We start from the raw sequence: 23,338 nt of genomic DNA, 5'->3' as shown, positions 1-23,338 counted from the left end.
CTGATCACCCAATGTACTTCAGGATGTTGTCGTACTGGTCATTGAGCAACACATTGAACCATGAAACGTGTTGCTTCAGAACTGACTTGACTTTAATCACGTTTCCTTTCAGGTGTTGAAATGCTGAAATAAGATCCCCGGCGGAAATATCATCTATCTTCAAAAGACTTTCACTTTGGCCTACGTTGGCCATATGGTTCTCAACCTTGGCATCGTAGGAGACGGCAAGGACGGGAAGGTTGAGGATGTGGGACAGGATGACTCCATGCAGTCTACTGGTCACGACATATTCAACATTCACCAGTTCACTCAACAGCCCTCCCACTGTGAGCTCCGGAGGGCCACACACATGCGCATCCATCGCTGCTCGGTCCACCTTCGTTCCGACTACGCTTCGCAAGTCCTCGACAACCCTGAGGTCAGGTCCATCCGAAGCGAAAAGAAGGATGTCGTGGCCGTTAGTGATAAGCCAGGCTACGAAGGTCGCCAACTCCTCCAGATACTTCCGGTACCTCGCCCGGTCAGATACAGGCCACACCCGCGGATCGCAATAAGCCATTGGACTGACACCGACAAGGCAGCGGGAGTTTTTCGGATTGCTGGTCGGAAGGACCGGAACAGGGAGACTGTACGCGAGATCTGGAACAACTGGATCGCCTGCGGTTGTCTTAACGTAACCGACCAGCACCTTGGATGCATGGTCACGAAACGATCTATAGTCGGCCAGCTTCAGAGCTCCCCTGACGAAGATCCTGCTCAACCAGGACACCATGGATGATGTTCCTACGCTAAGTACAATGAAGTTGGTTCGAGTAAGCGACGCGATAACTGCCCATCTCAAAAGCGCATAAGGATGTCCCCAGGGCCCGCCCCAGAATTCATCCAGCTGTCCTCCGCCGGAGACGATGAGACAGTCGAATGATCGCATCGTCCGCAACCACGCCCTGACCCCCCGCACCTCTTTTCTTACTTGCCTTGGTAAGAAATCTTCGCTGGAGAACCGCCAGTAAACTCTGCTTAACGTCTTGTACAGGAGGGGCATTTTTTTTAATGCGCTAGTGACCCGCGATGCAGCTGATCTTTCCTCTCCCTCCGTGGAATCCGGCACATACTCCTTCTGGTGTGCGGCGGTGGTGTGGTAATGAGCGAGAGACAGCTCAGTAATCCGGAATGAAGGTATCTTGTGCCGCCTGACTGTGTCTTCCGGGTTCATCGTGAACCCATAGAGCTCTACATCAGGCAAGCGAGTTATGAGGTGGTGAATAACGGCATCCAGGATGGCAGCATCTCCCAGATTGCCCCAGCCACAAGGGCTGATGAGCCCTATTTTCCTTCCCCGCTCGTTGTTCATTTCGTCACCCGCCAGCGACTTAGCCCCCGCCACATCAGCAGTTGTTGAATCTCCGGAAGACAGGTTGTACTGGTCTGCCAACAAGATACTTCTCGATTCCCTCGTCCAAGGCTCGACGGTAAACCACCAGCGCCTCCCCCACCCCCTGTATTGTGCACTCTATGTCCCTCTCCTGGTGGGAGAAGCTCACGACTAACGATGGCATCAACAGCCCCCGTTTGATGGTCTCCTGGAGAAATAGGGTCCGGAAAGGCTGTGACGGCTGCTTTTCTGCGTCACGTGTGGCATAGACGAGATTGCAGGGCCGCCCCAACAGCTGGAAATAATCCTCAAGCTTCAATTCCTCAACGATCTTCCCGATTTCCCTGTTAAGTTTCTTCCCGACCTCCCAGAGATGGTCGATCACCGGTTCTCTGCGGTAGATGGCGAGGGTGGCCAAAGTCGCGGCAAGGGCGTGGTTCTCGGCGCCCTGCGTTGTGGAGAGGAGAAAGACCCGCTCCTTCTGATGGTTCAATCCGCCCAGTTCCATAATCTCGCGCTTGCCCACCAGCGCGGCAATGGAGAAGCCGTTCCCCATTGCCTTTCCGAAGGTGGAGAGATCGGGTACCACGCCGTAGTAGTGCTGGGCGCCTTTAAGATGCCAGCGAAAGCCGGTGATCATCTCGTCCAGGACCATCAGAGAGCCGTTTTCGTCGCATAGCCTGCGCACATCGTTTAGGAAACCACCGGCAGGCTCGACTACGGTCGCGGCCTCCATGATCAGGCAGGCGATCCTGCCGGGATACTTGGCAAATAGCTCTTGGATACTGGAGGTATCGTTGTACCGGAAGGTGACGGTCAGATTACTTACGGCTGCGGGAATCCCGGCGGACATGGCTGTTTTCCCTATAAACCAGTCGTCCACGGAGAAGAAGGGCTGGTCGCCGCAGATCGCGACTAGATCCCGCCCGGTGTAAGCCCGCGCCAGCCGTACGGCGGCAGTGGTGACGTCGGAGCCATTTTTGGCGAACTTGACCATGTCCGCTCCGTCGATGAGCTCCACGATGGCTTCGGCGCACTCAGCCTCAATCGGCGCGGGGCGGGTGTAGTTGTTCCCTTGGAGCATCTGCCAGCCCGCAGCCTCCACCACCGAAGGGTAGGCGTGACCTAGCGTCACCGCGCGCAGGCCCATACCGTACTCGATGAACTCATTGCCGTCGACATCCCAGACCCGGCAGCCCTGCCCTTTGGCGATAAACCCTGGTGAGCAGAGCGGGTATTGGTCGTCACCCTTAGCATAGGTGTGGCATCCGCCGGGGATCAGCCGGTGCGCTTTTCCCCTGAGGTTCTCTGATTTCTCGAATTTCATGGCTCACCTCGTCAGGGCCGGACTTGCCGGCCCCAGTGGATCGGCTCCTCTCACTGCAGCAGGGAGTGGCTGACGAGCAGCCGGGCTGCGCCGGCGATTTCTGAGAAGGTCAAGCCCGACCTCTCGGCTATATCGAGGAGGGAGTTGCTGCCGTCGGAAAGGTTGAGCACCCATAGCATGGCAAGTTCCTGATCCCCGACAGCCTCGTAAAGCCCACGCTTCCCCAATTGTGGTTCACAGTGCTGGTTAATGTTCAAGTACCTGCGGTTCTCCTCCAGAAGGCAAACAATCCCTCTGAGGATGCTGAACGCTCCTTCCAGCGCCTGCGGCTCGACGAATTCCAGGTTGTCGGCCGAGGTGTGATACTCGGGGTACTCCCCGTAAGGGGTGCGGGAAAGACGCCCGACAGGGAGGTTAAAGCCGGGCGAGCAGTACTGGCGCTCATCGTAGCCGTAGGGATGGAACTCCCTCACCTCGTATGGCCCGCCCGAGTCCTTGAGGACCTGGAGGGCTGCCCGATCTATCTCGGCGTTGCCGCGGCGGCTTTTCTTGTAGGTAAGTTTTCCCGGATCTCCCACCCCGGTCACCACCAGGCCGTGGCTGATGCGGTGCACGGCATTGCGATTGAGGGATAGCCAGGTAATGGCACCGATAGTCCCGGGGATAAAGAGGAAGCGGTAGGTATAGCGATGGGCGACAGAACCCAGAGAGCAGGCCAGCATGGTTGCGAGGCTTACCCCTGAGAGGTTGTCGTTGGCCAAGGACGGATGGCAGATGTGGCAGGAGATTAGGATCTCCTCTTCTCCTTCTCCCGGAAAGAGGCACTCGCCGTAGCTGAGAGAGCCGTCTTCCAAGGTGCTGTCGATGCAGACTTCGTAGTCGCCATCCTCCAGGCACTCGAGCTGCCGCTGCGAGATGCAAAAGCCCCAGTTCTCCCGGTAGTAGGACGTCTTGTAGGGGATCCAGTCAGGACGGTCAGGGAGCGTGAAGAGATGCTCCTTCAATTCCTTGAGAGTCACCAACTTGTGGATGGGAAGGCTGTAATTGAGGACGTGCAGGTTGCAGTTATCGAAGTCTATTATCTTCTCGCCCCTGGGGTTCTTCAGATATGCCCCCCTTATATTCCACTCCTTAGGCACCACCCAGTCGAAGACGGCGGTCCCCGACGCCACCTCGTGCACCTCCAGAGGGATGCGACGGCCCAGCGCGGCCAGGGTCTGCCGCACGCCGTCTCCGGTGATGCTTCGGCACACCGGATAGAGCTCGGCGATAAGGGAGTACATCTCTCCCCCCACCTCTCTCCACTCCGCGGGATATGCAATTGATTGGCTCTGCACTCTACACTCCCTTTGGCGGCTGAAAATCGGGATAACTTGCATCCCGTTCCGAGATGACACTGATCTCCAGGGGCCACTCGATTGAGAAGAAGGGGTCGTTCCATCTGAAGCCTGCTGCAGCCTGCGGGGTGTAGAATTCTGACATCTGGTAAAAGACCTCGCTTTGCTCCTCCACCGTCAGGAACCCGTGGGCGCATCCTTCCGGCACATAAAGCATCCTGCGGTTGCCAGGGGTAAGGACAACGGCGGCATAGCGCCCGAAGCTGGGAGATTCCGGGCGCAGGTCCGCCACGACGTCATAAATCCCTCCCATGGTGCAGCGGATCAATTTCGCTTCGGCAAAAGCACCGGCCTGGTAATGCATGCCCCGAAGCGTCCCTTTATCGGCGTTGAAGGAGATGTTGCACTGAACCAGCCGCGGGTTCAGGCCGTTGGCCTCGAACTCATGCTGGCACCAACAGCGGGCAAAGAATCCCCGTTGATCCTCGCGTTTCTCGACCTCGATGAGGTAAGCCCCCACGACGTCTGTTTCGCTGAAAATCATGGGTAGACCCTCACTTCGGGGATAGGAACGAGGAACTTCCCTCCCCACTCGCGGATATGGGCTTCCTGTTCCATGATCTCATCCTTAAAGTTCCAGGGAAGGATCAGGATGTAGTCGGGCTTGGTCTGGCTGATCTTGTCCGGGGAATGGATCGGAATGTGGGTTCCGGGCAGGAACTTCCCCTGCTTGTATGGGTTCCTGTCGACCGTGTAGTCGAGGAAATCGGTGCGTATGCCGCAGTAGTTAAGAAGGGTGTTCCCCTTGCCGGGAGCTCCATAACCGACTACTTTCTTCCCTTCTCGCTTGGCTGCAATGAGAAAGTCGAGGAGCTTCCTCTTCGTTTCCTTCACCTGTTCAGCAAACTTGCCGTAGGTTTCCAGCCGCTCGATGCCGGCTTCCACTTCGCGTCTCCTCAATTCGGTCACCTGCGAGGTCACCACGGTCCCAGCCTCCGCATGGCTGGCGTAGATCCTCAGCGAGCCTCCGTGGGTCGGCAACTCCTCCACGTCAAAGAGCACCAGTCCGTGAGCTGCGAAGATCCTTTCCGCGGTAACGAAGGAGAAGTAGGAGAAATGCTCATGGTAGATGGTGTCGAACTGGTTCTCCTCCATGAGCCGCATCAGATGTGGAAACTCGATAGTGATGACGCCTTTTGGCTTCAGCAGGATCTTCATTCCCTGGACGAAATCATTCAGGTCAGGCACCTGCGCGAGCACGTTGTTTCCCACCACCAGATCGGCGGCCAGCCCCTCCGAAATCATAGTACGGGCCAGGTTTTCGCCGAAGAAATCTACCCGGGTCGGCACCCCCTTCTCTATGGCGACCTCGGCCACGTTACGTGCCGGTTCCACCCCCAAGGCCGGGATGCCACGCCGGACGAAGTACTGGAGGAGGTAGCCATCGTTGCTGGCGAGTTCGACAACATGAGAAGAGCCGTCAAGTCCGAATCTCTCGATCACCATCGACACGTAGCGCTCTGCATGCCTCAGCCAGTCCGTGGAATATGAAGAAAAGTAGGCGTACTCGGTGAAGATTTCGCTCGAGTCAACGTACTGGTCCAATTGGACCAGGAAGCATTTTGCGCAGACCTGGACATGCAGCGGATAAAACGGCTCCATGGTGTTCTTTTGCTCGAGGCTGATATAGCTCTCGCATAGGGGGGACATCCCCAGGTCCACAAAGGTGCGGCTCAAAGTCTCGCCACAAAAACGGCAAATGGTTTGGGAGGGCATAACAATTCTCCTTTTATCGACGGTACGCTGCCGAAACGGACCCGAATAAAGATCAGGAGCGGTGGCTCCATCTAAGATCCTCTGTCAAAAGACCCTTTCCCCGCAGGTCGCTCAGTTGCACGAGGCGCATGAAAAAGGAGGAGCGGAACTCACGATCCCTGAAGTTCAGCATTTCGAGCCCCTTCTTGAGCTCGACAATGGACCTCTCCAGGTCGTGGATGGGGCCGTGGTTGGGTGCCAGCTTCTTGAAGAGCTCGAAATTGACCCGGTAGGAGCGCTTGTCCGGCTGGGCATGTTCGTTCACCTTCACCCTCACCCCCGGAACCACGCGCGCTACCGCGTCTGCCAACTCCTTCACGCGGTAGTTCCCCCACTCCCCGCCAACGTTGACCACGAGGTAGTGCCCCCCGCAATCGCGATCACGCCCGACCGCCCAGTCGAAGGCGCGAGCCATATCGTTGACGTTGATCAGTGGCCGCCATGGCGTGCCGTCGCTCAAGATCTGTATCTCGCCCGCGGCCACGGCTCCCGCCACAAAATCGTTCAGTACCAGGTCGAGGCGGAGCCTTTCGCTCAGGCCGCAGGCGGTGGCAAACCTGAGACAGGTCACCGTGAAGCGCTCGTCGGCCAGCGGCTTGAGATCAACTTCGGTCTGGGCCTTGGAACGAGCATAGGCCGTCAGTGGATTCACCGGCGACTCCTCGGTGCGGTCGGACTCCTGAGCCGATCCGTAGACGCTGCAGCTTGAGGCGTAAGCGAAGCTCCGCACCCCCGCCCTTTTCGCCCGCTGGGCAAGTTTCACCGACGCCTTGTGGTTGATCTCCATGGTGACGTTCTCGTAGAGGTTACCGATGGGATCGTTGGATATGGCTGCCAGATGCACCACCGCATCGACCCCTTCCAGCGCCTTTTCAGGGAGCCACCTCACATCGGCAAAAAGCTGCTGATCGAGCCTTAGCTCGGGGAGAAAATCTTGGGGGGTAAGGCAACCGGAAAAGAAACCGGTGTCTACCCCTACGATCGAGGCTTCAGGATATGATGCCCTCAGCTGTCTCACTACACACGGACCCACATACCCCATATTGCCGGTGATGAGAATTTTCATGCCGCTCTCCTTCACAACTTGATTAGCCTCACGCTACCGTCTCATTCTATTCGATGTGATCGAGCATCTGCTACTCCCCTAGAACGTCCTCTTCAACTGCACGACCACTCGGTTGACGTCAACAGAACCACTGGCCTGACCAGGCTTGTAGCGATAGGTAGCGTAGGTATAGGTCAGGTCGACGTTGCTCTTGGGACCTAGCATATAGAGCAACGTGCCGGTGGCGGTGAGGTGGTAGGGGTAATCGACGGAGTTCCTGCGACTCAGCCAGTCTCCCGTGAGGGTGAGCGACGAGGTAAGATTGGGACCGAGTTCCCGGGTCCCGGTGCCCGACACTATGACGCCGTGGCGGTTGGAAAGTGGGTCGTACGGAGCGACGTAGTCATTGTAGGAGGCGGAAAGCCCGACGGTGGAGCGTTTTAGCAGCTTGTCGATCCTGAAGCTGTGAGTCGTCTGAAGCAAGGATGCCGAGAGTGGATCCTCGACGTAGCGCCGCTTCGTTTCCAGCGTGGCTAGGGCGGTATCGAACTGCTTGCTGAGGGCGGCATCCCAGATGGGATAGCTCTTACTCCTCTTCCTGGAAAAGTGCTGCCAGCTATTTCCGGCGCTCCCGGAGATGAACGAACGGTCGGCGTACTCGTACCTGAACCCTGCGGTAGCGCTGTGATCGCGGTACCTGCCGATGCTGGTGGTATTACTGAAGGCAGCGCCGCTCTTGGTCTTGTTATCGAGGAAGACGTAGCTCCCGTTCACGGTCAGCCTGGAGGAAACCTGGTGGCTTAGCTCGGCGAAAGCCCCGATCTGCTGACGATCGACTGCCGCGTCGCTCCAGTAGCGGGTGTCGGTGTAGCGGCCCCCGGCTTTAAGCTCGGTTTTTTCACCCATCCGCCACTGCAGATACGGGGAGATGGTGACGCTGTTTTGGTCGGTCTGGTCGTGGTATCCGCTCTCTGCCGTGGTGTCGCGGGCGACATCGAGGGAAACGCGGCTGAAGACATCGCTGACATCGAGCCTCAGATACTGCTGCACGAGGGCGAAGGATCCGGCAAGGTTAAGGGTGTGACTTATGTCGCTACTCCTGGTCTTCTCGGCATAGTAGCGGTAGTCGAATTGATAGAGGACATTTAACTCGGATGAGGAATTGAGGTAATTGACCCCCACCCCCGGCTGGACTACGGTGAGGAGCTCTGCGCGCCTGTGGGAATGGGTCTCGTTGGCGTTATCGGTGATGTCTTCGGTCAGGGCGAACGTGGGAGTGAAACGAAGCTCGGCTGCTGCTACCGGGGCGACGGCAACGAGGCCTATCAGGCATGAGACGATGTCCCTAGTGGGCCGTTTCATCACTTTTTGCCGTTGCTGCCGGTAATGCCGTCGATCAGCTGACGGGTGAAGCCCACCGAGGCCGAAGCAGGCTCGGTGCGGCACAGCTCCAGGTATTGCAGCTCGCACGATACCGATTCCACCTTGGCGCGGAGTTCCCTCGCCATCGCCTCGTGGGCGGCCACCTGGGTTGCAACTTCGGCTCTGAACAGGGCCATGGTTTCGCAAAGTTCCTTCAAAGCAGCGAGATGGTCATTGCTTTCCCTCTCCATGTCATCGAGACGCCCGCTGATCTCCGCCAAGGCCGAGCCGGAAGGAAGATCGACGTCAGGTTCCACCGCCGTCAGCTCGATGGGCTCCTGCTGGGACTGGGACTGGTGCGGGTCGCTCCCCCAGAAGTGGTTTTCGAAATCGAGGTCCTGTATCACGTCGTTGACGATCTCCAGAGATGCTACCCTGGTCTCCTCGGCAAAGGCGGCCAGCATGATGAAGTCGCAGAAGATATTGATCAGTCTGGGGATCCCCCTGCTGTACCTGAAAACTAGGTCCATCGCTTCCAGGGGGAATTCCAGTGCCGCTTCGTTGCCCGCCACCGATAGCCGGTGAACCACGTATTCAGCCACCTCCTGCCGGGTGAGCGGCCTCAGGTGGCAGCTGATTCCGATTCGCTGCCGCAGTTGCAGCAGCGCCGGTGCGGCCAGCGTCCTGCGCAACTCTGGCTGTCCCACCAGCACGATCTGGAGCAGCTTGCTCTGCGAGTTCTCCAGATTGGACAGTAGGCGGACCTCCTCAAGGAGCTCAGCTGCAAGGTTCTGGGCCTCGTCGATGACAAGGATCGGCTGATGACCGGCGGCGAACTGCTGGAGCAGGAAGTCGTTGAGATCCCGCATCAGCGCTACCTTGTCCTTTCCAGAGACGGTAAGGCCGAAGTCGTCGTTGATCATCGCCAGCAGTTGGTCGGAGGTCACGCGGGTATTGAAGACCTTGGCAAGCACCACTCTGTCGTAGTGCTTGCCGATCATGTCTCTGATCAGGGTGGTCTTTCCGGAGCCTACGTCTCCGGTGAGCAAGATGAAGCCAGCCCGCTCCCTTACGCCGTAGTCAAGGTAGGTGAGCGCCCTCTTGTGGGAATGGCTCAGATAGATGAATTCCGGATCGGGCACCAGCTCGAACGGCTTTCTGCGCAGCTGGAAAAATTCCTCGTACATGCGGTCTCCCGGGTGGGAAGTAAGGGGCCTTCCTCAGGAAGTGGCGCCCGTCGCGACCTCTGCCTGGCGCTCTTTTTCTTCCCTGTGGTAATAGCCGTGGTAGTGGGAATAACGCTCTTCATGGCTGCCGCCCAGGGCTGCATTGTAGACAGTGCCGCAGACCCGGCAGGCTTTCAGGGCCTCCAGTGCCTCGTGCACGTTTGCCTGCGAGACCAGCCTCTCCATGATCACGAAGATCACGCCGTCCACTAGGTTTGCCAGCGACCTCGTCTCGGCAAAAGGAAGGACCGGCGGGGTGTCGAAGATCAGATAGCGGTCGGGATAGGAACTTCTGAGCCTTTCCACCACACTCCTCATCCTGGAGGAGGAGAAAAACTCTGCGGGGTTCTCCACCGGAGATCCCGACCGCAGCAGTGACAGCTTCCCGATGCCGGTGGCCAGGATGGCCTCTGACATCTGCGCCCGGTCGAGGAGCACATCGGAAAGCCCCACCCCTCGCTCGATCTCCAGATAGCGGTGCAAGGACGGCTTGCGCAGATCGGCATCGATGAGTAGCACGGTGTGATCGAACTCCTGGGCGAGGCTCATGGCAAGGTTCAAGGCTGTCAGGCTCTTCCCCTCGCAGGGGACGGAACTGGTGACCAGGAAGGCGTTCCTGAAGTGCCCTTCAGCCTTGGATATCTGCACCAGCGCCGACTTCAGTTTCCGGTACTCCTCAGCCGTTGGCGAGAACGGGTCGTTGAGACCAACCAGGAAGGGATTTTTCGGTGTGAGCTTCCCATACTGCGGAACAGGGGTCTCCGCAGCCTCGGCCGAGGACGGACCGAGCTCCCCTCCCCCTCTCTCAGCCCTAAGCCTGGCAGCTTTCTCCATTGCCGTTTCGATTCTGCTCATAAAAAGCCCCTTGGACTCTTACGCTAGCGCACCTTAGCCCCAAAGACCTGTCCGGCATGACTACTTGTTCCATGGCTCAGCAGCCGATCCACGTAAGGCAGCTCCAGCAGCTCCAGCACCGGTAAGGAAAGAATCACCAGCAGGTATAATCCGGTCGCGGCGAAGAAGCAGGTTGTCCGCCGGCGCTGCTGTACCACCTGGGCCGGGTCCTGGATACGGGGAATGATGGCCAGCACCGGCGCACCCAGCCCCTTGACGAATTCAACGTCCTTCACCGAACCGTCCAGCTGCTCCAGCAGAAAGATGATGGCAAAGCTGCCGGCAAGACCGGCAAAAATGCCCATGAGCATCAGCCTGAGCCTATTGGGACTACTGGGCTTCGCCGGCAGCACGGCAGGGTCGATGACCCTGAAGGTAGTCGACTTGTCTTCCACCTCCATCTGCTTCGAGACCTCGGATTGCCCTTGCCGGGCGAAGAGCTGGTCGTAGATCTTTTTCTGGTTCTGCTTCTCCATCTCCAGCTTTTCGAGACCGGCCTTGGCTGCGGGGATCTCCTGCAAAAGCGCCGAATTGGAGGCTATGTAGCGGCGCAGCCCTTCCTCGCTGATCCTTATGGCAGCTACCTCCGCATCGATTCTACCCACCTCCTGGCTGTCTACCTGGGTCCGTGACCGTCTCCCCTTAAGCTGCTCCTTGACCGCGGCGATCTCCCCCTTGACCTGGACCACTTCGGGGAAGTTCTCGGTGTACTGAACCTGCAGCTCTTCGAGCTTCTTCTGCAGGGCGCCCAGCTTGGACTGCAGGGGATCGTCGACCCGTCTGGTTACCTGCCGCATCCCCTCGAGCTGACGGCGCCTGAGTTCCAGGTCATAGAGCTTCTGCCGGGCCTGTGATATATCCTGGAAAAGCCTCCCCTCATCGAGGGAGATCAGCCCTCCCTTCTCGCGCTTGTACGCGTTGACCTGGTCCTCGGCTTTCTCAAACCGTGCCCCGAAGGATTTAATCTGGTCGGAGAGAAAGTTGGTGGCTTCGTATGATTCTCCGCGCTTGGAGGACATATTCTCGTTGATGTAGATCGAAACCAGGGTGTTGACGAAATCTCTTGCCAGGCGCGGGTTGCCGTCGGTGAAGGAGATGGTGAACTGGTTTTTGTCCTTGACCTTCACGGTGGTGTTGGCCTGCAGCCTCTTGATCAGCGCCTCGCGGTCGCGCTGCTTCTTACCCGGATCTAGGTGCATGGTGTCGATCACCTTGGACATCAGGCTGCGGCTGGTTATGGCATAGTTGAGGACGTTGATGCTGTCATCCAGGGAGGGGGTCACCGTGATCCCCCTGACCAGTTCACTGATCACGTTCTTCTCGATAAAGACCGTGCTGCTCGACTCGTACTGCCTCGGCAGCAGGTAAATGACGGCAAAGGCGACGGTCATGATCAGAAGCGCCAGGACAGCGAAGAGTTCCTTGCGCCGCAATGCCAGGTTCAGATACTTCTTGTAGTCTATCTGGGAAGACTGCATAAGGCACTTCCTCTGGGATACTCCGGAGTCAGCTCGGCTCCGGCGAATCCTCAAGCTCTAAAAGAAGCTTTCCTTGACTATCACGTAGTCACCCGCCTTCAGTTCGATGTTCTGGGTCAGATCGCCATCGTTGAAAAGCTTCTTGGCCTTGACCTCGAACTCCCCCCCCTTCCTTCTTACCACCACGTCGTTCTGGTCTGCGAATTTGGTAAAACCTCCAGACTCCAGGATCGCCTCCATCACCTTCATACCCTGACGGTATTCGAGTGCCTTGGGCGTTTGGACCGCGCCGACCACATAGACGCTGCGCTCGTTGAGCAGCGGCATGAATAGGGAATCGCCGGACTGAAGAAGGAGATCTTCCTTTATGTCCCCCTCGATGAAGAGCTTGAAGAAATCAGCCTTCACCTTCTTGCCTCCGCGCAGCAGGTAGGCGTTTTTCAGGTCGGCCAGCTTTACCTCCGGCAGGGTGCAGAGCAGCTGCAACAGGGTGGTTCTCTGGGATAGATCGTGCACCGAAGCCTTGACACCGGAACCGAACACGTAGACCTTGCTGTTGGTGATCTCCTTCACGGTGACTGTCACGATGGGGTTCTTCACCAGAGCCTTGAGCCTCTCGGTGAGAATTGCCTGCAGCTGACTGGGGCTCCTGCCGCTGGCGACCAGATCGCCCAGGCCGGGAATGGTGATCTTGCCATCCGGCCGGACCTTGACCGGGAAGTTCAGATCCTTCACCCCCCACACGGCGATGTCCAGCAGGTCCCCCTCGCCGATCATGTAATCTGCGGCGGAAAGGTTGAGCGGCATGAGCAGCAGCGAAAGAAGCGCGAAGAGCGATATGATGCGGTTCATGGTTCACCTCGTCTAAGCCTGTAACTTCGCGATCGCCCCCAGAGTGGCAACAAGACTTTGGAAATCAGGACCCTTGACGCTACTGCTAAAGTATAACCTGAAAAATGATTCTCACAGCCCGGGTCCCTACTCTCTCGCTATCTCCCCCCCACACCAAAGACCACAACCTTCAGCGTCTCGAAAATGATCTGTGAATCAAGCATGAACGAGTGGTTCTTGATGTAGTAAAGATCGTAGCGCAGCTTTTCCAATGCATCCTCAACAGTCGCCCCGTACGGGTAGCGGACCTGCGCCCAGCCGGTCAGCCCCGGTTTGAGGATGTGGCGCTTCGAGTAGTAGTAGATCTGCCCTTTCAGCGTCTGGACAAACTCCGGCCGCTCCGGCCTGGGGCCTATAAAGCTCATATCCCCCTTCAGCACGTTGATCAATTGGGGTATCTCGTCAATCCGGTAGTCCCGCAGAATCCGTCCCACCCGGGTGACGCGTGAGTCGTTTTCAGCGGCCCAGACCGCGCCGTTGCGCTCGGCATCGGTCCTCATCGATCGAAACTTGTAAAGAGTGAAGAGCTTTTCGCCCCCGCCGACCCTCACCTGCTTGAAGAAAACCGGACCGGGAGAATCGAGTCTGATCGCCAGGGCCACCATGGGAAACAACGGGGCTGCCAGCATGAGCCCCAGCAGGGAGATGGCCATGTCGAAGCAGCGCTTAAGGAAGAGAAAGAGCCTAGTTCTGTGAAAGCCGGCGGAGAAGATGATCCAGCTGGGGGTGATCTCCTCGAGCAGCAGCTTCTCCTGGACTGTCTCATAGAAGGTGGGGGCGTCGAAAACCTTAATCCCCTCAAGCTTGCACTGCAGCATCTCCTGCAAGGGGAGCACACCCCGTCTCTCCGAGACCGCCACCACGATGACCCCTGCTTTGGCCTTGGCCGCGGTCTCGATTAGGTCACCCTCCCTCTGGACGCGCAGCTCCGTAGGAATGTTAGCCCCGTCCTTGTCGTCCGCCTCGGGACAGCTGACATAGCCGGCGAGAGTAAACTGGGTCTCCCCCTTCTCTATCATCTCGCCCAGTTGGCGTGCCAGCGGACCGGTTCCGAGTATGAGCACCCGCTGGCAGAAGTGAGGGGAGCGTACCGCGAATACCGAGAAGGCGTGCCACAGGAACTGGTACAGCGCGAAAAATGCGACAGATATCACCAGTTCGGTCTGTGCCACCATGGCGGAAGGGGCGATGAAGTAGATGACGAAAAGAAAAAGCAGGGCAGTTACCGCGGCCTGCAGCGAATTGATGAAGACTTCCCACTTCTTGCAGCGTCGGTCCAGGGCATAGACGTCCATGAGGTATGAGCAGAAGAGCGTGGAGGCAACGAAAATAATCCCGGTCCTTAGAAGCTGCCCTCTGCTCCAATCCTGGCACAGCGAGGTTACTCCGAAACACAGGGCCATGGCAGAGTACTGGGCCAGCAAGGCCAGCACCGCATCGCACAGCAGCATAAGGGCTAGTCGCAGCTTCATCGTTCTCCTCCCGCCCCGTCGGTAAGCCTGCCGGCGCTGGCAGGCCTAAAGCCATCCGAGAAGTACCTGCACTTTTTCCGAATAATTTTCCAGAGGCTTCCCCGCCACCATCTGGCGTGCCTGCAGTTCCAGGAGATTCTTCCCCTCGCCCCGGCCGCCTGAAGATCCGCCCTCGTTGCCGGCTTCGGACACCGGCCTTTCTGGCCCCGCTACGGCACCCTGAAACAATATTTCCGGCGCAGGATTACTCTCCTCACCGTGCAGGATCCGGGTCGTCATGATCTATTCCTTCCGGAAGGAAGGCGGGATGGAGTCCATCCCGCCCGGGATCGGTCTAGAAGAGTCTCAGGATGGACTGAGCCGCCTGCGACGACAGACTGAGGGAGGTGGTCCCCAGGGACTGCCGTGTCTGCAGCATCAGCATGTTGGCGCCTTCCTGGTTCATGTCGGCAAGGGTGAGGTTGTCGGCACCAGTCTGCAGCGTGTTGATCATGCTGTCGGTGAAGTCCTGACGTGTGGTGATAATGTTCAGGTTGGCCGCCAGGGTCTGGGTATTTGTCCGCAGGGTGGAGATGGCGGTATCCATCAACGCCGTATCCGTGGTGATATCCGAGGTGGTCTGCCAGGAGTTACTGGCCGCCGAGAGACTCAGGCCGTCTGAGTTGGCCAGGAACCCGAGCACGTCCAGCCTGGAGGAGGCGTTCTCGTTAAAGTTCACCACCAGGGTGTTGACGGCGCTCAGCAGGTTAAGGCCCCGGTATCCCGAGTCCGACGAAATGTTGTCGATCTGGGAACGAATGGTGTTGTACTGTTTGGCCAGCTTTGACTGAACAGTAAGGTCGCTGGTTGAAAGGGCGGATTGGGCGACACCTTTTGCTGCGGCGATCAGACCGGTGATGGCGGTAATGCCCGCATTGGCTGCGCTGACGGTCTGCACAGCCTCGGCCATGCCGTCCTTACGGTCGGAAAGGTCGCTGGCGCGTTGGTTCGCATTCTGCGCGGCAAAGAAGTTGGTCGGATTGTCGAGCGCGCTGTTGACCTGCTTGCCTGATGAGATCCTCTGCTGGGTACGGTTCAGGAGAGAAGAGGTTTTCTGGAGGTTGAGGAGGTTGCTCCTCATTCCGGCGGTCAAGGAAATATCGCTTACAGTCATGGCTTTCCTCCTTTTCTAGGCGGCCCGGCCTTCTGCCGGTGGTTTTCCAACCGTAAAGGTTATCTGGTGCAATTTGCGATGGGGTGGCCTACCCCGGAACGCGATTTCTTGCACACACTAGAAATAGGTATCGGCAGAGGGCTTCGCAACTTAAGCATTTTTTAATATTAAAACGTTAAACCGGACCGACTGGTGGGGTTTGACCTGCGATGCGGCCAGGGAAAGGGATGACGAGCTAAATCAGGACGGGAAGATCAGATGGCGAAGCTGAAATTACAGGAGGGCTTTGGAACCTGAGGTGAAATGCGGTCCACGGCAGGAGCAGGTCGTTGCCGGCGAGGCAGAAGTGCCGTTGGACCGGGTGCGGAAGGGAAGGTCAATGCCGGAATGCCCAAGGATCAGCGGGAGCAGGTGACAGGACGGGAGGAGGGGAAGCAACAGTCACTCCCCTCTGCTGCGGAACAGGGCCACCAGGCTCACTAACAGCCAGACAAGGAAAGTGCCCACTACCAAGACTTTCACGTCTACCTCCCAAGCGACGTCACTCCCGGGAGCTGAATTTGCTCAACGGGCCGGGAGGCGGTGCCTGCAGAAATATGAGGAACGGCTTAGAGGGTGCCATGTACGAATCTTATTAACTTACTATCAGCAATATTAGCTGTCAATGTGCTGTTTTCATTGCCATTGCACCGTGTGCACGACGCCTGGGAATACAAAATGAACTTCCCCGACATAACTGAGCCTTGCCTCTATTTCCTCAACCTTTACTTGATCTTTGAGCCTCTCCGGCTCTGACATGGAACATGCGCCAGTCCTGGCCCAGGATCAGCCTGGCCCCTCTCTTGAAGGTCATGTAAGACCAACCCCAGTGGAAAACGACGAGAATTCTGTTGGCAAAGCCGGTGAGGTAGTAGATATGGACCAGCAGCCAGGCAAGCCAGGCGGTGAACCCGGTGATGTGCAGCTTCCGGAACTGTCCCACCGCCTTGTTCTTACCGATGGTGGCCAGCATCCCCTTGTCGATATACCGGTACGGCTTTCTGGGTGTCCCTGACAGGTCGCGCAGGATGTTCCGTGCCGCCTTTCTCCCCTGCTGCAGGGCCACCGGGGCCAGGCCCGGCAGCGGCTTCCCGTCCCGCCCCGCGAAATGGGCGAGGTCGCCCAGGACAAATACATGGTCGTGCCCCTTGACGCTTAGATCCTCCTCCACCAGCACCCGTCCCTGGCTGTCCAGCGGGACCCCCATGGTGGCCCCCAGACCTGAGGCCCGCACCCCCGCAGCCCATATCACCGTTCCAGCCGGGATATGCTCGCCCGCAGCCTCCACCCCGTCAGAGTCGACCGCCGTCACGCTGGTGTTGGTCGTGATCCTCACCCCCAGCCTTGCCAGCTTGTCGGCGGCGTTTTGGGAAAGTTCCGGGGCGAAGGAAGCCAGGATGCGCGGCGAGGCCTCGATGAGGACTACACGACTGGAGCGGGGATCGATCCTTCTGAAGTCACGGGCCAGGGTGAATTTGCTCATCTCCGCGATGGCACCGGCGAGTTCAACTCCGGTCGCCCCCCCTCCCACCACCACGAAGGTCAAAAGCCTCTGCCTCTCCTGGGGATCCTCGTTCATCTCCGCCTGCTCGTAGGCGATAAGGATCCTCCTGCGTATCTCCCTGGCCTGCTCGATGGTCTTCAGCCCGGGAGCGTCATGCTCCCACTCCTCGTGGCCGAAGTAGGCGTGGTCGGAACCGCTGGCCACGATGAGATAGTCAAAGGGGATACTGCCGTGGTCCTTGATCATCACCATCTGGCGCTCGAGGTCCACCGAGGTGGCCTCGGCCAGGAGCACCGTGATGTTCTTGAAACGCGAAAGGATCCCCCGGATGGGGGCCGCGATATCGGCCGGATTAAGTCCCGCCAAGGCCACCTGGTAGAGCAGCGGTTGAAAGAGGTGATGGTTGCGGTTGTCGACCAGGGTTACCTTGACCGGGGTGTTGCCCAGCACCTTGGCGGCGTTGAGGCCGGCGAACCCCCCTCCGATGATCACTACTCGCTTGGCAGCTTGCCCCATGGCCCCGTCTCCCTGTCAAAACTCCCTAAAGAGTACCCGGGAAATGGGCAACTGCATCCCAAAAGCTCCTTCAGGGATGGAGATCTGCCACGACCCCGCCGCCGGTAGCAGCGGCAGTCCCTTTGCGGCGATTTATCCCGCCGGCGAAGACCAGGTAGCCGTACTTGCCGTAATGAGTGATCTTCGGAAGGTAGCGGTCGGCTGCGTCCTGCGAAAGAGGGAGGAAAAGGGCGCTCACCCGCCCCGCTGCCCCTGACCGCTGCAGCACGGTCAACAGCAGCCCGTCGGGAGCCGCGTAGCGCTCCCCCTCCACGGAGAAGCTCCCGTCCGAGAGCTCGATCTCCCCGGGGAGTACCGGCAGGAGCGCCCTGTCCTGCGGCATCCCGCAGAAGATGAGGTCGCGGGTCCCTAGCTCATGCCGGTCCAGCTCACCCTCCCCGACGATCGGTGCCTTCCCCTGGGAAAGGGAGGCCAGCAGGTTCCTGAAGGACTCGCCACTTGCCCGGCAGTTCGGGGTCATGACCCCCACCAGGTTGGACGCCCCTTTCAGGCTATTCACCGTGGCCGGTATCTCGCCTGGCGAAAGGATCCGGAACACCTGGGCTTCCGGGTCCAGCAGGAGCCGGCCGGGAGCCTTGGCACTCGAGATGGTGAAGCTGGTCTTTTCACCCTGAAGTTCCACCAACTCCTCAAGCCGCCCCCCTTCCGCCGTCTCCACTCGAAGCGGCACCGCAATGCCGTAAGTAGGCGCCGCCTGGGTGATCTCGCCGGAAACCGTCCACCCCTTCCCTTCCCGGCGAGTGGTGACATCGGCCAGGGAGAGCCGGGGGCCGCCGGTCCGGGTAAGCCACTGCTGCATGAAAGGAGCCAGGTCCGTACCGGAGCTGCGCGAGAAGGCACGCACAAAATCGCTCCAGGAAGCGGCGCCGTACATGCGGTCCCGGGCGATCTCGCGCAAGGCCGTGAAGAAGGGGCCATCGCCGATGCGGGAGCGGACCATGTGGAAGACCATGGCGGACTTGCCGTAGCCGATGGCCCGGGAGGCCGGGTCGCTGCGGCTTTCGAAGGAGGTGACGGGAAAATCGTTGGCGGGTGTAACCAACGAGGCGTAGTCGATCAGCAACTGCCGGCGGTACTCCCGCCCCTCCGCCGGTGAGCGGCGCTCCTTCAGAAGATAATCGGCCAGGTAGGTCACCAGACCTTCGCACCAGTTTCCCTCCCTGGGATCGATCCCGATCCCGTTCCCCCACCACGAATGGGCGATTTCATGGGGGAAGCTGGTATCGATGATGAAGGGCAGCCGGATCACCGAGCCCCCCAGCAAGGTGAATGACGGGAAGCCATATCCGGTCGGGAAAAAATTCTCCACCACCGCGAACTTCTCGAAGGGATAGGGGCCGAAGAGCTCGCTGTAGAAGGAGAGGTACTTGGCTGCTGCATCGAGGTACCGCGACGACAGGGAGGCGTTATCCGGATAAAGGTAGCTGTAGAGGGCGATGCCGTTGATGCTCCTCTCCTCGATGCGATAGTACCCCGCGCAAAGGGACAGTCCCCCGACTGGCCGTTTCTCTTCCCATCTCGATCTTGTCACCGCGCCTACCGTTTCCCGGGAGACTCGCCTACCGTAGCTGATGGCCTCGACGCCGGCTGGCGCCGCCACCGTGAGAGAGCGGCGGAGCGGGACCTGCGACGGGACAGGGTACCACAGCGCCCCGTCGCCGAGGAAGGTCCCTTCCCTGGTGATGGCGCCGTTCACCCCGTAGCTGGGATCTTCGCCCGCTGCAGGGTGGCGGGAGACCGGATCGTTGAAGGTCCCGCTGTAGGAGACCGTGACCGGGACGGGTTCACCTATGGCGGGAAGTACCACGGAGAGCATCCCGCCTGAAAAGGTATAAGCGCTCACCTTCCCCGCCACCTCGACCTTCCGGATCTTGGCGTTCTCGGAGAGCCTCAATGACGCCCTGCTGATCCCCGGTGAGTAGATGACGGTGCTTTCGCCGAGAAGCTGATGGCTCTCCGGCTTCAAGGTCACAGCCACGTGCTGCCACTGGACCTGGGACCGCCTCTCTTCGGCATGACCGGAGCGGGGGATGAAACAGACGAACAGAACCAATGCCGCCAGCCAGAAACGAGACACAAGCCACCTCCTGATGCTCAATTCATTCATTGCAACTCCTTCGACGGCCGATTGGTCATCGTCCAAGTGGTGCGGCCTCGGCGGGAAATGATAGACAGAGCCGGGTGCCGACCGATCCACCCCCGTGATTGTATAGCCGGCATCCTGGTGTACTCTTGCACTGTCTAGGGCAGGCGGTTCGCTCCGGGGAGGTGCGTCCATGTCAACCACTGTGAGAATCATGCTGGCGCTGGCGTTTTTAACCGTTACCTCTCAAGCTTTCGGCCATCAAGTCATCACCCGCATGAGCGACCGGCAAAATGTCACATTGTCGCAGGTCCTGGCGGACGTCGGGAATTCGGACCTGGTGCTGATAGGGGAATCGCACGATAACAAGACTCATCACGAGCTGCAGCTCGCCCTGATCCGCTCTCTGTGGGAGAGAAAGCTCCCCTTGGCGATAGGTCTCGAGATGATGGAATCGACCAGCCAGCAGCACCTGGACGACTGGATCAACGGGAGGATGGATGAGGCCTCCTTCCGCATGGTCTTTGCCAGCAACTGGACTCTTGACTGGGAGATGTACCGGGAGATCTTCCTCTTCGCCCGGGACAACCGGATCCCGATGGTGGCCCTTAACGTCCCGAAGGGGATAGTCAGGAAGGTTGCCCACGAAGGGTTTGAATCACTGACCGCCGAGGAAAAACGGGGGCTCCCGCAAGGAGCAAGCTGTGACATCAACAATCCCCATACCGTCTTTCTCAAAAAGATCTTCCAAGGGATGTTCCAGCACATGGAGGGGAAAACCTTCACCCATTTCTGCGAAGCCCAGACTCTCCGCAACAGCGGCATGGCCCTCTCTATCACCCGCTATCTCAACAAGCATCCCGGCACCAAGGTGGTGGTGCTGACCGGGATCTGGCACGCCATCAAGAACGCCATTCCCGACCATCTCGGCCGCAACGGGGGCAGATTCGCCTGCACCGTCATCCTCCCGGACATCCCGGAATTCGCGGCCGGGACCGTAGCGGACAGTGAAGCCGACTACCTGATCGGGCTGTGACCTTCCCGGCTGACCGCCATCACTTGGTAGACCCCATCCTCCCAGGCTTCCATCTTCCCCATCTCTTCCGCGTACTTCCCCAGTTCCTGTGCCCGCCTGCTGTTGAAGGTGCGGGTCCGTGGTGTGAGAGGAAGCTCAAACTGCGGGAACGACAAGAGTAAATGGCTTTGCTTAAAAGTTCAAGCACCGATATTAAGTAGGGACAAATGATAATTCGCCCTGAAGTCGCCACAGGTGGCAGGCTTAATAGTATCGAGGTATGCGGACCGAGGTCTTCTATGTATTTTTGGAAGACACTGACTGTTAGGCCGGCAGAGATGCGAGCGATACCCGCAGGGACAATGACATTGGCCGCTGTGAGATCAGAACAGCTTGTTCCAGGTGAGCATCACGCCGCTTCCCGATTTGCCGTTGCGGATGAGGTTGGATTCCCAGCTGTAGGCAAGATAGAGAGAAGAGTTCCAGAAGCAGGCACTGTCCAGGCTGATGGTACCAGAGGCACCGCTCCTTTCCCTAAAAACGACCTGGTCGGAGCCCTCGACCACTGCCCGGTCGGCCCACATGTACGAGCCGATGAGGCTCAGGTACAGGAAGAAGGTCAGCTCGCGGCGGTAGCCGAGGCATGCCGTGGCGTAGTTGGTGGCCCTGATGTCGTCGTAAAGGACGCCCGTGTAGAAGGGACGAGCGAGGTCGTCGGTCTCGCTCGGAAACGATCCGCCATTGATGATGAAGGCGTTGTAGCGATCTCCGCTAATGGTCTTGCCGCCATTGAGCCTCAGCAGCAAGCGGTTGCGCTCCGACAATCCAGGGATACCGCCGGCACCGACGAAATATCCCTTCACCTGCATGAAATCCCGATGGACAGAGCCGGTACCGGTGGGACTAAGGTCACGCCACTTGTTGCGATGGGCGTAATCGAGATCGAAGCCCATGGCGATGCCTAGGTGGGGCAGTTCCAGCAGGTTCCTGGTAAGCCCGTCGTAGCGTCCCCGCAGCCGCGCACCGTAGAGGAAAGTGCTCGGCGGTACCACGACGTCCCGCCCCGTATCATCGTCACGATCGGCGTACATGTAACCTACCCTTCCGAGGAGCTGGAGCTTCATGTCGTTGTCCACCTCGTAAGGCGGCACCCGGAACCTGAGGCCCGGTCCGAGAGATGCCATGAGCGTTCCCCAGACCACCCCAGTCTGCTTTATCTCCCGGTTGTCCTGCAACTCCGTGATGCCCCCAGGGAGGGTGTAGTTCTCGAAATGGCCCACCAGCTCATACTGACCGAACCTCCTGTCATACTCGAGCTCATTGTAGAGGACGCTTATCACGTCGCGCGTCCGGTACCTCTCCTTATCCCTTTTGATATAGAGGGCGACGGCGGGCGTCCCGGGGGAGCCGTCCTGTTTCGGAGCGAGGATGGTACCGCCGAGGGTGATAGAGGTCATGTGGCTTCGGTCGACCGCAGGAATGGGGATAACCTGCCCCAGGAAAGTAGCTTCCTGCGCTTCACCAGCCAGCGGGGTGTGATAAGGCTGAGGGGTGGCACCGACGGTCGCGGCCGCTGCCACTGCCTGATCTGCCGAGGCTGAAGGAATTACGGAGAGGTCTCCGCAGAATATGAAGACCAGGGTTGCGAGAAGGACCGAAATCGCTTTTTCTCCGTTCCAGCTCCTTAATCCCTTCATGACCTCCTCCCTCGCCTTCTGCCGATGACTGCGACGGTAGGCATTGACCAATTAACTATAGGATACAATTACCGATGCTCAACCCAGCCCTGCCAACTTTTAGAAAGCCCCTTGACAAGCGATGGTTACCATCTGGTATGGTTGTCATAAGATAACCAGGAGGGGTTTATGGAGCAGCTGACAGCCAGGCAACAGGAAGTTCTCGACTTCGTCACCGGGTACATCAACGAGTACGGCTACCCGCCAAGCTTGCGGGAGATCGGAAAAAAGCTCGGAGTTTCTGGGACGTTGGGCGTAATGAAACACCTGGAGGCTCTGGAGAAGAAGGGCTATCTCCGTCGCCAGGAAGGAAGCACCAGGGGAATCACCCTCTCCAGCCAATCGCAGGCCGTCAGCCTCCCCATAGTCGGGCAGGTGCGGGCGGGAGCACTTCATCCCGCCATCGAGGAGATCGAGGGGCACTTCGCCATCGACCGCTCCCAGCTTCAGGCAGGAGGGGCCTTCTTCCTGCGGGTGAAGGGAGATTCCATGATCCACGCCCACATCAAGGAGGGTGACCTGGCGCTGGTGCGCCCCCAGCCAACGGCTACGAACCGCGACATCGTGGTGGCCATGGTGGCCGGGGAAGCAACCCTGAAGAGGTTTTACCGGGAGAACGGGCGGATCAGGCTGCAGCCGGAAAATCCCAACTATGACGCCATCATCATCAGGGAGGGAGAAGGCGAGGTCTCTATCGTGGGGAAAGTTGTTGGCATCTATCGGCAAATGGAGTAGCTTGATGCACCGTGTCGCTGAAAGGATAAAGGTCGCCGCCGTTTTCGCCCCCGGCCCCCAGGTCAAGCCGGTCTGGTTCGAGTGGCGACGGCGGAAGCATGCCATCACCGAGACCTCCTACTTCTGGAAGGACTGCTGCGGTGAGGCCACCAGGCTGCACTTTGCCGTGAGCGACGGCAGCAATTTGTTCGAGCTGATGTTCGACCTCCACGATCAGCAGTGGACCCTGGAGGGGGTCGAGGAGCGGTAGCACCCCCGTTCCAGTTTTACTTTCGCAC

At 58.8% G+C, this 23,338-nt stretch carries 20 protein-coding genes; 3 read left to right on the top strand and 17 right to left on the bottom strand.

Going from position 1 to position 23,338, the window contains the following annotated elements:
* Window positions 1-4: 4 nt before the first annotated feature.
* From AC11W3_RS03070 to AC11W3_RS02995, 16 genes are all read right to left on the bottom strand, one after another.
* Window positions 5-1,432, bottom strand: a complete 1,428-nt coding sequence (locus AC11W3_RS03070; protein ID WP_484090508.1) for a polysaccharide pyruvyl transferase family protein — start codon at window positions 1,430-1,432, stop codon at window positions 5-7.
* The gene (locus tag AC11W3_RS03065) at window positions 1,386-2,699 is read right to left on the bottom strand and encodes a glutamate-1-semialdehyde 2,1-aminomutase (RefSeq protein ID WP_484090507.1); all 1,314 of its coding nucleotides are present in this window, start codon (window positions 2,697-2,699) and stop codon (window positions 1,386-1,388) included. The genes AC11W3_RS03070 and AC11W3_RS03065 overlap by 47 nt, the downstream gene beginning before the upstream one ends.
* 50 nt (window positions 2,700-2,749) lie before the next feature.
* A complete protein-coding gene (locus AC11W3_RS03060) occupies window positions 2,750-4,036 on the bottom strand; it encodes a DUF4910 domain-containing protein (RefSeq protein WP_484092464.1) in 1,287 nt (428 codons plus the stop codon).
* Window position 4,037: 1 nt separating this feature from the next.
* Window positions 4,038-4,580 carry a dTDP-4-dehydrorhamnose 3,5-epimerase gene (gene rfbC / locus AC11W3_RS03055; RefSeq protein ID WP_484090505.1) on the bottom strand — a complete coding sequence of 181 codons (543 nt, stop codon included), beginning with the start codon at window positions 4,578-4,580 and terminating at the stop codon, window positions 4,038-4,040.
* Window positions 4,577-5,812: a methyltransferase domain-containing protein gene (locus AC11W3_RS03050; RefSeq protein ID WP_484090504.1), complete on the bottom strand. Its 1,236-nt coding sequence runs from the start codon at window positions 5,810-5,812 to the stop codon at window positions 4,577-4,579. The genes rfbC and AC11W3_RS03050 overlap by 4 nt, the downstream gene beginning before the upstream one ends.
* A 52-nt stretch (window positions 5,813-5,864) precedes the next feature.
* Entirely contained in the window at window positions 5,865-6,917 is a 1,053-nt protein-coding gene (locus AC11W3_RS03045) for an NAD-dependent epimerase/dehydratase family protein (protein WP_484090503.1), read from the bottom strand.
* Window positions 6,918-6,995: 78 nt separating this feature from the next.
* Entirely contained in the window at window positions 6,996-8,258 is a 1,263-nt protein-coding gene (locus tag AC11W3_RS03040; RefSeq protein ID WP_484090502.1) for a TIGR03016 family PEP-CTERM system-associated outer membrane protein, read from the bottom strand.
* Window positions 8,258-9,445: an XrtA/PEP-CTERM system-associated ATPase gene (locus tag AC11W3_RS03035; protein ID WP_484090501.1), complete on the bottom strand. Its 1,188-nt coding sequence runs from the start codon at window positions 9,443-9,445 to the stop codon at window positions 8,258-8,260. The genes AC11W3_RS03040 and AC11W3_RS03035 overlap by 1 nt, the downstream gene beginning before the upstream one ends.
* A gap of 33 nt (window positions 9,446-9,478) precedes the next feature.
* Window positions 9,479-10,339, bottom strand: a complete 861-nt coding sequence (locus AC11W3_RS03030; protein WP_484090500.1) for an XrtA-associated tyrosine autokinase — start codon at window positions 10,337-10,339, stop codon at window positions 9,479-9,481.
* A 23-nt stretch (window positions 10,340-10,362) separates the two neighbouring features.
* Window positions 10,363-11,856, bottom strand: coding sequence for an XrtA system polysaccharide chain length determinant (locus tag AC11W3_RS03025; RefSeq protein WP_484090499.1), 1,494 nt, complete (start codon window positions 11,854-11,856; stop codon window positions 10,363-10,365).
* 57 nt (window positions 11,857-11,913) lie between these two features.
* On the bottom strand, window positions 11,914-12,708 hold the full coding sequence (locus AC11W3_RS03020) for a polysaccharide biosynthesis/export family protein (RefSeq protein ID WP_484090498.1): 795 nt from the start codon (window positions 12,706-12,708) through the stop codon (window positions 11,914-11,916).
* 137 nt (window positions 12,709-12,845) lie between these two features.
* Window positions 12,846-14,219, bottom strand: a complete 1,374-nt coding sequence (locus AC11W3_RS03015; protein ID WP_484090497.1) for a TIGR03013 family XrtA/PEP-CTERM system glycosyltransferase — start codon at window positions 14,217-14,219, stop codon at window positions 12,846-12,848.
* Window positions 14,220-14,264: 45 nt separating this feature from the next.
* Entirely contained in the window at window positions 14,265-14,498 is a 234-nt protein-coding gene (locus AC11W3_RS03010; RefSeq protein ID WP_484090496.1) for a hypothetical protein, read from the bottom strand.
* 55 nt (window positions 14,499-14,553) lie between these two features.
* Window positions 14,554-15,372, bottom strand: coding sequence for a flagellin N-terminal helical domain-containing protein (locus AC11W3_RS03005; RefSeq protein WP_484090495.1), 819 nt, complete (start codon window positions 15,370-15,372; stop codon window positions 14,554-14,556).
* 757 nt (window positions 15,373-16,129) lie between these two features.
* Window positions 16,130-17,431 carry an NAD(P)/FAD-dependent oxidoreductase gene (locus AC11W3_RS03000; RefSeq protein WP_484090494.1) on the bottom strand — a complete coding sequence of 434 codons (1,302 nt, stop codon included), beginning with the start codon at window positions 17,429-17,431 and terminating at the stop codon, window positions 16,130-16,132.
* Window positions 17,432-17,501: 70 nt separating this feature from the next.
* Entirely contained in the window at window positions 17,502-19,568 is a 2,067-nt protein-coding gene (locus AC11W3_RS02995; protein ID WP_484090493.1) for a M1 family metallopeptidase, read from the bottom strand.
* Between the two features lie 199 nt (window positions 19,569-19,767).
* On the opposite strand from AC11W3_RS02995, the gene AC11W3_RS02990 reads away from it, so the two are divergent.
* A complete protein-coding gene (locus AC11W3_RS02990) occupies window positions 19,768-20,610 on the top strand; it encodes a ChaN family lipoprotein (RefSeq protein ID WP_484090492.1) in 843 nt (280 codons plus the stop codon).
* Window positions 20,611-20,972: 362 nt separating this feature from the next.
* On the opposite strand, the gene AC11W3_RS02985 is transcribed toward AC11W3_RS02990, so the two are convergent.
* Window positions 20,973-22,286, bottom strand: coding sequence for a porin (locus AC11W3_RS02985; RefSeq protein ID WP_484090490.1), 1,314 nt, complete (start codon window positions 22,284-22,286; stop codon window positions 20,973-20,975).
* A 168-nt stretch (window positions 22,287-22,454) separates the two neighbouring features.
* On the opposite strand from AC11W3_RS02985, the gene lexA reads away from it, so the two are divergent.
* Together lexA and AC11W3_RS02975 are read left to right on the top strand one after the other, a co-directional pair.
* Window positions 22,455-23,060 (top strand): transcriptional repressor LexA, encoded by a 606-nt coding sequence (gene lexA, locus AC11W3_RS02980; protein ID WP_484090489.1) that lies wholly within the window; start codon window positions 22,455-22,457, stop codon window positions 23,058-23,060.
* Between the two features lie 4 nt (window positions 23,061-23,064).
* The gene (locus AC11W3_RS02975) at window positions 23,065-23,310 is read left to right on the top strand and encodes a hypothetical protein (RefSeq protein ID WP_484090488.1); all 246 of its coding nucleotides are present in this window, start codon (window positions 23,065-23,067) and stop codon (window positions 23,308-23,310) included.
* Window positions 23,311-23,338 lie beyond the last annotated feature (28 nt).

This window comes from Geomonas sp., from assembly GCF_056994735.1.
This window is presented reverse-complemented; position numbering and strand designations above follow the sequence as displayed.

Coding starts and splice junctions, on each gene's coding strand:
- AC11W3_RS03020 (WP_484090498.1), bottom strand. CDS start 12,708: ATGAACCGCATCATATCGCTCTTCGCGCTTCTTTCGCTGCTGCTCATG.
- AC11W3_RS03045 (WP_484090503.1), bottom strand. CDS start 6,917: ATGAAAATTCTCATCACCGGCAATATGGGGTATGTGGGTCCGTGTGTA.
- AC11W3_RS03030 (WP_484090500.1), bottom strand. CDS start 10,339: ATGAGCAGAATCGAAACGGCAATGGAGAAAGCTGCCAGGCTTAGGGCT.
- AC11W3_RS03065 (WP_484090507.1), bottom strand. CDS start 2,699: ATGAAATTCGAGAAATCAGAGAACCTCAGGGGAAAAGCGCACCGGCTG.
- AC11W3_RS03040 (WP_484090502.1), bottom strand. CDS start 8,258: ATGAAACGGCCCACTAGGGACATCGTCTCATGCCTGATAGGCCTCGTT.
- AC11W3_RS03005 (WP_484090495.1), bottom strand. CDS start 15,372: ATGACTGTAAGCGATATTTCCTTGACCGCCGGAATGAGGAGCAACCTC.
- AC11W3_RS03035 (WP_484090501.1), bottom strand. CDS start 9,445: ATGTACGAGGAATTTTTCCAGCTGCGCAGAAAGCCGTTCGAGCTGGTG.
- AC11W3_RS03025 (WP_484090499.1), bottom strand. CDS start 11,856: ATGCAGTCTTCCCAGATAGACTACAAGAAGTATCTGAACCTGGCATTG.
- AC11W3_RS02975 (WP_484090488.1), top strand. CDS start 23,065: ATGCACCGTGTCGCTGAAAGGATAAAGGTCGCCGCCGTTTTCGCCCCC.
- AC11W3_RS02985 (WP_484090490.1), bottom strand. CDS start 22,286: ATGAAGGGATTAAGGAGCTGGAACGGAGAAAAAGCGATTTCGGTCCTT.
- AC11W3_RS02990 (WP_484090492.1), top strand. CDS start 19,768: ATGTCAACCACTGTGAGAATCATGCTGGCGCTGGCGTTTTTAACCGTT.
- AC11W3_RS03000 (WP_484090494.1), bottom strand. CDS start 17,431: ATGGGGCAAGCTGCCAAGCGAGTAGTGATCATCGGAGGGGGGTTCGCC.
- AC11W3_RS03050 (WP_484090504.1), bottom strand. CDS start 5,812: ATGCCCTCCCAAACCATTTGCCGTTTTTGTGGCGAGACTTTGAGCCGC.
- lexA (WP_484090489.1), top strand. CDS start 22,455: ATGGAGCAGCTGACAGCCAGGCAACAGGAAGTTCTCGACTTCGTCACC.
- AC11W3_RS03010 (WP_484090496.1), bottom strand. CDS start 14,498: ATGACGACCCGGATCCTGCACGGTGAGGAGAGTAATCCTGCGCCGGAA.
- rfbC (WP_484090505.1), bottom strand. CDS start 4,580: ATGATTTTCAGCGAAACAGACGTCGTGGGGGCTTACCTCATCGAGGTC.
- AC11W3_RS03015 (WP_484090497.1), bottom strand. CDS start 14,219: ATGAAGCTGCGACTAGCCCTTATGCTGCTGTGCGATGCGGTGCTGGCC.